Origin of the sequence: Nonomuraea zeae (assembly GCF_005889725.1) — a bacterium.
Lineage (GTDB): Bacteria > Actinomycetota > Actinomycetes > Streptosporangiales > Streptosporangiaceae > Nonomuraea > Nonomuraea zeae.
Genome location: NZ_VCKX01000430.1, coordinates 1 through 7,923, shown reverse-complemented (window position 1 = coordinate 7,923; position 7,923 = coordinate 1). Strand labels below are relative to the sequence as shown.

Below are 7,923 nucleotides of genomic sequence, written 5' to 3'. Positions count from 1 at the left end.
AGATGTTTATAAGAGACAGGAGTGGTGTTGAGCTCGTCGAGCCGGCACAGGCCGATGGTGTCGGTGGACTTGTCCCGCCAGGGGGAGCGGGCGGTCGACCACGACAGGCGCTGCCCGATGAACGGGTCCGGGGCGGTGTAGTCGAACCGGGGCCGCAGGACCAGGGTGGAGCGGGACTTGGACCCGGGGCCGTGGATGATGTCGATGGAGGCGATGCGCGGCCAGGCGAAGCGGACGCGTCGCAGGCCGCGGGCCAGCTCGATGCCCTCCGCCGAGATGCGCAGGTAGCGGGGCATGGCCAGCTCGAACAGGAGCATCCACATGGCGTGCAGGGCGAACAGCACGGCGACGAAGGCCAGGCCGAGCAGCAGATACGCGAAGAACTGCAGGAAGGCCACCCCGCCGTCGGCCAGGAACCCCGTGGACCCCTCGTCGGCGCCCTCTGCCGACGTGGTGAGCCAGGGCCTGGCCAGGAACCAGATCGCGAGCACGACTCCCAGCGTCAGGCCCCAGACCAGCCATCTGCCCCGGCCCTTGCGCGCGACCGTGCCCGCCTTGATCCGGGCGACGAAGGCTTCGACGGACGGCGGCGCGTGCGGCCCCGGCGGGACCCGAGGCGGCTCAGGCGCAGCCATGCGCGGCTCCGCATGGTAAGTCCGGCCAGGCAGCGGCTGAGCCGCGCCGTGCCGGTGGTCCGACTCGATCAAACCGGCCCTGCGGATGCCCCCGCAAGCCGTGGGTGGCCGTCATGCGGCTGACGATACGCGCGATGCCGACGGGCCGCCATGATCGGCGGCGTCACCGGGCGATCGAGCCGACACGGGTCCCGATCGGCGTGAGGCGCGCGTCCCGCAGCGTGTACAACAGTCCCATGTCAGAACGTCATCCAGAACAGGCGAACGGTGAGGACCTGTCGGCCGTCATCTCGGCGGTGCTCACCGGCTCGCGCCTGCTCGTCGCGATAGCGGCCCGGTCGCTGGGCGCGGTGGCGGACTGGGTGACGTTGCCGCAGTTCAGGATGCTCGTGGTGCTGTCGCAGCAGGGTGAGACCAAGCTCGTGACCATGGCGGAGCTGCTCGACGTCAACTCCTCCACGGCCATGCGGATGGCGGACCGGCTGAGCACGGCGGGGCTCATCGTGCGCGAGGTCAACCCGAACAACCGGCGAGAGAGCCTCATGCGCCTGACGGAGGAGGGGCGGCGCATCGTGGGCCAGGTCACCGCCCGCCGCCGCGAGGAGATCGCGGCCGTCGTCTCGCGCATGTCCGCCGAGCAGTGCAACTCGCTGGTCGCGGCGATGACCGCCTTCAACGAGGCCGGCGGGGAGCCGCCTGAGCAGGCCGCCTACCCCCTGGGCTGGCCCGGCGCCTGAGCTTTCGGCGAACCGCGAGGTTCGGCGCGTTGGTGCTCATGCCCGTCTCGAGTAGGTGCCCGTCCGTCGCCTGAACATGGCAACGCCTCGATCCTCGCGGCCGCCTTCCTATCCTTGCATGATGCAATTATTTTTGCACGCGAGGACTCCCGGAGGATGAGGGCGGCCCCTCCCCCCAGACGCCCCCTCGGCCTGAGGAGGGTCACTCCGGGGGGTCGCCCCAGGCCGGCCGGGGCGGATGCAGGGCGCGTACCGCCTCGGCGAGCGTCGGGCGGACGTCCAGCACGCGATCGAGCCCCCGCTCGGCCAGGGTCTTCCGCATGACCAGCCCGGTGGCGCAGACCAGCAGCCGGCCGCCGGCCGAGCGGACGTGCCGGTCCGTGGCGAGCAGGACGGTCAGCCCGAACGAGTCCGCGTACGTCACGCCGCTGAGGTCGATCACCAGGTGCGGCGGGTGGTGGAGGGCCAGCGCCTGGACGAGCCTGGACTGCAGGATCGGGCTGGTCTCCAGGTCGAGCACGCCGCCGGCGGACACCACGACGATCCGGAAATCGATCACGAAATCTGCGACTTCCAGTCGTTCGGTCATGGCCGGGGACTCCGCGGCGCCTCCGGGCCGGAGGCAGTAGGTGACGAATGCGCCATGCACAACTCCCTGAGAACGAGGCTGCGGTTGCCGACCATCTTCCCAGTACGTTTGGTTAGCGAGGCTACCATTTTCGTTGCACAGGGCAATCAACTGCGGGCGACACGGCGAGCCCCGTCCGGCCGCGCGGCCCGTCGTGGCGCCGGCGGTCAGCTGATCTGCATGACGACGGCCTTCGGCTCGGTGAAGAACTCGCGGCTGAAGGTGCCGCCCTCGCGGCCGACGCCCGAGTCGCCCACCCCGCCGAACGGGGCGCGCAGGTCGCGGATGAAGAAGCAGTTCACCCAGACCGTCCCGGCGCGCAGGCGGGCGGAGACCCGGTGCGCGCGCGACAGGTTCTCGGTGAACAGCATGGCGTTGAGGCCGTAGCGGGTGCCGTTCATGAGGGCCACGACCTCGTCCTCGGTGTCGAACGGGGTGACGGTGACGACCGGGCCGAAGATCTCCTCGCGCTGGTGGCGGCCGGTGGCGGGCATGCCGGTGATGACCGTCGGGCGGACGAACCAGCCGTCGCCGAGGCCGCCGGAGTGCACGGTCCCGCCCTCGCCGGCGACGGTCTCGACGTAGCCGCTGACCTTGCGGTAGTGCGTCTCCGACGCCAGCGGACCGATCTCGGTGCTGTCCAGCTTGGGGTCGCCCAGGCGCATGGCCTCGGCCGCGGCGGTGAAGCGGGCCAGGAACTCCGCGAAGACCGGGCGCTGGACGTACAGGCGCGAGCCCGCCAGGCAGACCTGGCCGGCGTTGGTGAAGATGGCCCTGAGCGACCAGCTGACGGCGTTGTCCAGGTCGGCGTCGGCGAAGACGGCGTTGGCGCCCTTGCCGCCGAGCTCCAGGCTGACCGGCACCAGGTGCCGCGCCGCGGCGGCCGAGATGACCCGGCCGGTCGCGGATTCGCCGGTGAAGGTGATGCGGTCGACGCCGGGGTGCTCGGTGAGCGCCTGGCCGGCGGAGCCGGGGCCGTAGCCGTGCACGACGTTGAGCACGCCGGGCGGCAGGCCCGCCTCCAGCGCGAGCCGGGCGAGGATGGTCGCGGAGGCGGGGGTGTCCTCGGCGGGCTTGAGCACGACCGTGTTGCCCCAGGCCAGAGCGGGCGCGATCTTCCAGGTCTCCAGCATGAGCGGGAAGTTCCACGGCGCGACGGCGGCGGCGACGCCCACGGGGTCGTAGCGGGTGTAGGCGTGGTGGCCGGAGTCCATGGGCAGGGTCTCGGCGGGCGTCAGGCGGGCGTGGTCGGCGAAGAAGCGGAAGTTGTCGGCGGCGCGGGGCACGTCGTTGCCGCGGCTCTGGGTGATCGGCTTGCCCATGTCGCGGGTGTCGGCCAGGGCGAGCCGGTCGGCGTTGGCGAGGATGAGGTCGGCCAGGCGGTGCAGCAGCCGGCCGCGCTCGGCGCGGCCCAGGCGCGGCCACGGGCCCTCGTCGAAGGCCCGCCGGGCCGCGGTGACGGCCCGGTCCACCTCGTCCGCGCCGCCGAGGGCGACCTCCGCCCACGGCTCGCGGGTGTACGGGTCGACGCTGGCGAACGTCTCGCCGCTCGCGGACTTCACCTCCGCGCCGTCGATCACATGTCCAAAGAATTCCATGTCAGTCACCCTTTTCGGCTGCGTCGCGTTCGGCGAGCGTCTGGTCGCCGGCCGCCCAGTGGGTGCGCGGCACCTCGCGTACGATCACCCGGATGCTCTGGGCGGGCGAGCCGATCGAGCGCTCGACGGCGGCGTGGACCTCGTGGATGAGCGCCCGGATCGCGGCCGGATCGCGCCCTTCGGACAGCGTCACCTCGACCAGCGGCATGTCACACCCCCGCCGTCGCGGTGCGGCCGCGCCCAGCCTCGGGCCGCGCCTCGGCGGCGCGCTCTGTGGTCCGTTCACTCATGTGTCTCGATCGCTTTCTTCCGGCCCGGTCCAGCCGGGTGACGTACAGGTGATGGGCGGTGCGGTCCAGGGCTCAGCTCTGGCCGAGGGGGCGGCGGATCTGGGGCTGGGTGTGCACGCGCCGGGTCGGGCCCTGCCACATGTCGATGGAGCCGAGCTCGGCGGGGTCGAAGTAGCGGGGCCGCCAGGCGTCCTCGTCGGTGATGAGCCGCACGCCCCAGGAGTACTCGTACGTGATGCCCTCGGGGCCCTTGAAGTAGACGAAGACGGCGGTGGACTGCGGGTGGCGGCCGGGGCCCATCTCGATCTCGACGCCGTTGGCCTCCAGGAAGTGCCAGTTGCGCATGACGTCGTCGAGCGAGTCGACCTGGAAGTTGATGTGGCACAGCCCGGGCTCGCTGCCCTGGAAGACGGCCAGCTTGTGGTGGACCTGGTCGATGCGCATCAGGCAGGCCCAGTCGCCGATCCAGTCGGAGACGCGCGCGTTGAAGTGGCCGTTCCAGAACCGGTACGCCTCGCGCACGTCGGGCGCGTCCAGGCACAGGTGGCCGAACTCGGTGATGCCCGCCTCGCGGCCGTGGCGGACCGGCGCGGTCAGCGTCACCTGGTCGATCACCAGGTCGATGCGGTTGCCGAAGGGGTCGTCGAAGGACAGGAAGTCCCGGACGCGGCGGGAGCGGGCGGCCTTGGCGTCGCCGCGGGCGACGGTGACGCCGGCCTTCTCCAGCGCGGTCTCGGCGGCGGCCAGCGCGTCCTCGTCGCGCAGCGTGAATCCGGAGCTGATCACCCCGGACTCGCCCTCGACCAGGGCCAGGCAGTGGTGGCGCTGGTCGGCGCGTAGGTAGGCGACGCCGTCCTCCTGGGCGGTCAGCTCCATGCCGACGACGTCCACGGCGAAGCGCACGGCGGTGTCGAGGTCGGCGGCGCCCGAGCGGACGTAGGCGATGTCGGTCAACTCGATCATGACGACTCCCGGAGATAGGCCCAGATTCGGGCGGACAGTTCGGATCGCACGCCCCGCCACGCCTCCTGCTCGGCGGGGGTGATGGGGACGGGGGTGCCGGCCGCGGCGGCGGCGGCGTTCATGCGGGCGGAGGCCTCCAGCACCCACATGAGGGCGACGGCCTCACCGACGCTCGCGCCTACGGTCACGGCGCCGTTGCCCCGCATGATCAGGGCGGGGGCCTCGCCCAGGCGCTCGGCCAGCGCCCGGCCACGCGCGCGGTCGCGCACCAGCACGGCGTCGTCGAAGACCGGGACCTCCGGGCCGAGGAACGCCCCCTGCCCGTGCAGTGGCAGGATCGGCGCCCCGGCGGAGGCCAGCGCGGTGGCGGTCGGCGGTTGCGCGCGGCAGACCGCTCGCACGCCGGGCCGGGCGCGGGCGATCTCGACGTGGATCCACGCCTCGCGCGGCGTCCCTTCGGGCAGGTCGGCGGCCTCCAGCGGGACCTCGGCGTAGCGGGCGCCGGGGCCGAGCGTCCCCAGCGGCACCGGCGGCGTCATCAGCAGCCGGTCGTCCGCCGTCCGGACCGACACGTGCCCGAACGCGGTGACCAGCCCGGCCGCCGCCAGCGCCCGTCCCGCGTCTGCCAGCTCTGCGTGCACGCCGCAACCTCCCCAGCCGGGTACGTCGATAAGATCACGCAGGACGATACATGTATCTCCATACATGTTCTAGGGGGCGTATGGCCTCCCTATGCTGAGGGGCATGTCGCTTCAGTACGCACTGCTCGGCGTCCTGGAGGCGCGCCCGATGACCGGGTACGAGCTGACCCGCTTCTTCGAAGCCGCACCGCGCTGGGTGTGGTCCGCGCCGCACAGCCAGATCTATCCGGCGCTGCGGCAGATGGAGCAGGCGGGGCTCATCGAGGGCCGGCAGGAGATCCGCGGCACCAAGTTGCGGCGGATGGTCTACTCGATCACCGAGCGCGGGCTCGAAGAGCTGCGCACCTGGCTGGGCACCGACCACGCCGCGGCCCCGGTGCGGGACGCGTTCTTCCTGCAGGCGCTCTTCTTCGACATGATCGATCCGGACCAGGCCGCGTCCGTGCTGAAGACCCACGTGGCCGAGCAGGAGCAACTGATCGCCGAGTGGCGCGCCCACCGCGAAGCGCTGCTGGCCAAGGACACCGACCTGCTCAAGGAACGGCTGAAGAACCGGCCGCCGGCCGAGCACGACCGGATCGCCAAGCTGAAGGCGCACGTCTTCGCCGGCCAGATCGCCGTCGCCCGGGCCCGCGCCGACTGGGCCCGCGAGAGCCTGCGCCTCCTGGCCGAGGAGACCTGACGGATTCATGCTACAGATACGTCGTTTAACGTAACGTCAGTGTTGTCACTTCTCCTGAGGCAGCCCCGCGTACACCGCCCTGGCGTTCCCGGCGAGCACGGCCCTGGCGACGTCGTCCGGCAGCAGCCCGGCGACGGCGCGGGCGTTGGCGGCGGTGCCGGGGACACCGGGCCAGTCGGTGCCGAAGATCCATTTGCCGGCCAGGCGGGTCAGGTCGTACCTGGCGTAGTACTCGGGCAGCCGCTTGGGCGGCAGGCCGGACAGCTCCAGCCAGACCGTGTCGTTGGACAGGGCGAGGAAGGCGGCCGCGTCGTACCACCAGCCGCGCCCGCCGTGGGCGAGCACCACGTCGAGGCCGGGGAAGTCGCGCACGACCGGGATGAGGAAGGCCGGGTCGGCGTTCTCGTTGGCCGAGCCGGGGAACGAGCGGGACGCCGCGCTCCTCGAGCACGTGGTAGGCGGGGTAGAGGGCACGGTCGTCGCAGCGGAACCCGCCGTGCACGGGATGCAGCTTGAGCGCCGCCGCGCCGAGGTCGAGCTGGCGGCGGACCTCTGCGGCGAGCGGGAAGTGCAGGTGCGGGTTGACGTTGGCGACCGGGCGGAACCTGGCCGGGTTGTGCTCGACGATCGGCAGCAGGTCCTCGAACGCCTGCGTGCCGGTCGCCTTCGGGCTGTACTCGCAAAATAGCAGCGCCACGTCCACGCCCTGGGCGGCGAAGAGCGCGTCCAGCCGGTCAGGGCGCGGCCGGCCGCCGGGATCCCAGATGTCCTCCAGCAGGCCGTCCTCGCCGAAGTCGCGCGCCCAGCGCAGCCAGGCGGGCTTGAGCGTGCCGAGCAGGGGCACGTGGACGTGCGCGTCGATGAGGGGCATCCCGTCGAGCATGTCTCACCTGCCCCCGGCCGCGGGGGTGTGCTCGCCGATCCGGCCGGTCGCGCCGCCCATGCTCACACCCGCTCGCGGTCGAAGTCGCCCTTGCGGCCGGTGCCGTAGCGGCGCAGGGCGCCGTCGGGGCCGGAGGCGTTGGGGCGAGTGAAGATCCAGTTCTGCCAGGCGGTGAGGCGGCCGAAGATCTTGGTTTCCAGGGTTTCCGGGCCGACGAAGCGGTGGTTGGCCTCCATGCCGGTCAGGGCGTCGGGTGACAGCGAGGCGCGTTCCTCGACGGCGATGCGCAGCTCGTCGTCGAAGTCGAGGTCGTCCAGGGCCATGGTGACCAGGCCGAGCTCCTCGGCATCGGTGGCGGCCAGCGGCCGGCCGAATCTGGCGCGGACGGCGTCGAGCTCGTCGTCGTGGCCCCAGTAGCGGGACTGGAGGCGCGACAGGCCGTTGCCCATCGGGTGGTCGCCGTCGTTGGAGGGGGTGAGGACGATGGCGGCGGGCGCGGTGTCGTGGTCGTCGCGGTCTTCGTAGCGGCCGGCGAGCATGTACTGGCGGTCGGCGGCCAGGGCCAGCTCGGCCAGGAGCCCGGCGAAGGCGGTGCCGGGGTCCAGGACGGCGATGAGGCTGCGGCTGGTGACGTCGAGGCGTTTGAGCGTGCGCTTGTAGTAGTGGCGTACCTCGTTGAGGAACCAGCCGCTCCGGCGGAGCTGGGCGTCGTAGGCGAGCACCCGGCCGGGCTCGCCGACGGCGCGCAGGACCCAGATGCCGAGGTCGGGCTCGTTGGTGCGCAGGTGCAGGATCAGGTCGTCCAGCGCGCGGGTCAGGGCCAGCGGCCAGTAGCCGGCTCCCTGGGCGGCGGGGTCGGCGGGCGG

11 protein-coding genes are annotated in these 7,923 nt (G+C 72.1%); 3 read left to right on the top strand and 8 right to left on the bottom strand.

Translation table 11 applies throughout. The annotated features are described in order from the left end of the window. Positions 1–635 (bottom strand): hypothetical protein (locus tag ETD85_RS57740; protein ID WP_138698318.1); only part of this gene is annotated, 635 nt, incomplete at its 3' end. A gap of 236 nt (positions 636–871) precedes the next feature. Between ETD85_RS57740 and ETD85_RS57735 the strand changes: the two genes are divergently transcribed. Further along, the gene (locus tag ETD85_RS57735; protein ID WP_138698317.1) at positions 872–1,372 is read left to right on the top strand and encodes a MarR family transcriptional regulator; all 501 of its coding nucleotides are present in this window, start codon (positions 872–874) and stop codon (positions 1,370–1,372) included. Between the two features lie 202 nt (positions 1,373–1,574). Here the strand turns inward: ETD85_RS57735 and ETD85_RS57730 are convergent, their stop codons facing one another. From ETD85_RS57730 to ETD85_RS57710, 5 genes are all read right to left on the bottom strand, one after another. Continuing rightward, positions 1,575–1,961: an STAS domain-containing protein gene (locus tag ETD85_RS57730; RefSeq protein ID WP_138698316.1), complete on the bottom strand. Its 387-nt coding sequence runs from the start codon at positions 1,959–1,961 to the stop codon at positions 1,575–1,577. Between the two features lie 206 nt (positions 1,962–2,167). After that, positions 2,168–3,598: an aldehyde dehydrogenase gene (locus tag ETD85_RS57725; RefSeq protein WP_138698315.1), complete on the bottom strand. Its 1,431-nt coding sequence runs from the start codon at positions 3,596–3,598 to the stop codon at positions 2,168–2,170. A 1-nt stretch (position 3,599) separates the two neighbouring features. Further along, positions 3,600–3,884: a tautomerase family protein gene (locus ETD85_RS57720; RefSeq protein ID WP_276617418.1), complete on the bottom strand. Its 285-nt coding sequence runs from the start codon at positions 3,882–3,884 to the stop codon at positions 3,600–3,602. A gap of 76 nt (positions 3,885–3,960) precedes the next feature. Further along, positions 3,961–4,851: a VOC family protein gene (locus ETD85_RS57715; protein ID WP_138698313.1), complete on the bottom strand. Its 891-nt coding sequence runs from the start codon at positions 4,849–4,851 to the stop codon at positions 3,961–3,963. Further along, complete coding sequence (locus ETD85_RS57710) at positions 4,848–5,492, bottom strand: class II aldolase/adducin family protein (protein ID WP_240780094.1); 645 nt, start codon at positions 5,490–5,492, stop codon at positions 4,848–4,850. Before ETD85_RS57710 ends, ETD85_RS57715 begins: the two co-directional genes overlap by 4 nt. Positions 5,493–5,595: 103 nt before the next feature. Between ETD85_RS57710 and ETD85_RS57705 the strand changes: the two genes are divergently transcribed. Then, complete coding sequence (locus tag ETD85_RS57705; protein ID WP_240780093.1) at positions 5,596–6,174, top strand: PadR family transcriptional regulator; 579 nt, start codon at positions 5,596–5,598, stop codon at positions 6,172–6,174. 45 nt (positions 6,175–6,219) lie between these two features. On the opposite strand, the gene ETD85_RS65265 is transcribed toward ETD85_RS57705, so the two are convergent. Next, complete coding sequence (locus tag ETD85_RS65265) at positions 6,220–6,648, bottom strand: amidohydrolase family protein (protein WP_206059544.1); 429 nt, start codon at positions 6,646–6,648, stop codon at positions 6,220–6,222. A 31-nt stretch (positions 6,649–6,679) separates the two neighbouring features. Between ETD85_RS65265 and ETD85_RS65260 the strand changes: the two genes are divergently transcribed. Then, positions 6,680–6,862 carry a hypothetical protein gene (locus tag ETD85_RS65260; protein ID WP_206059543.1) on the top strand — a complete coding sequence of 61 codons (183 nt, stop codon included), beginning with the start codon at positions 6,680–6,682 and terminating at the stop codon, positions 6,860–6,862. 257 nt (positions 6,863–7,119) lie between these two features. On the opposite strand, the gene ETD85_RS57695 is transcribed toward ETD85_RS65260, so the two are convergent. Further along, the coding region (locus ETD85_RS57695; protein ID WP_240780092.1) for a hypothetical protein at positions 7,120–7,923 on the bottom strand (804 nt) is incomplete at its 5' end.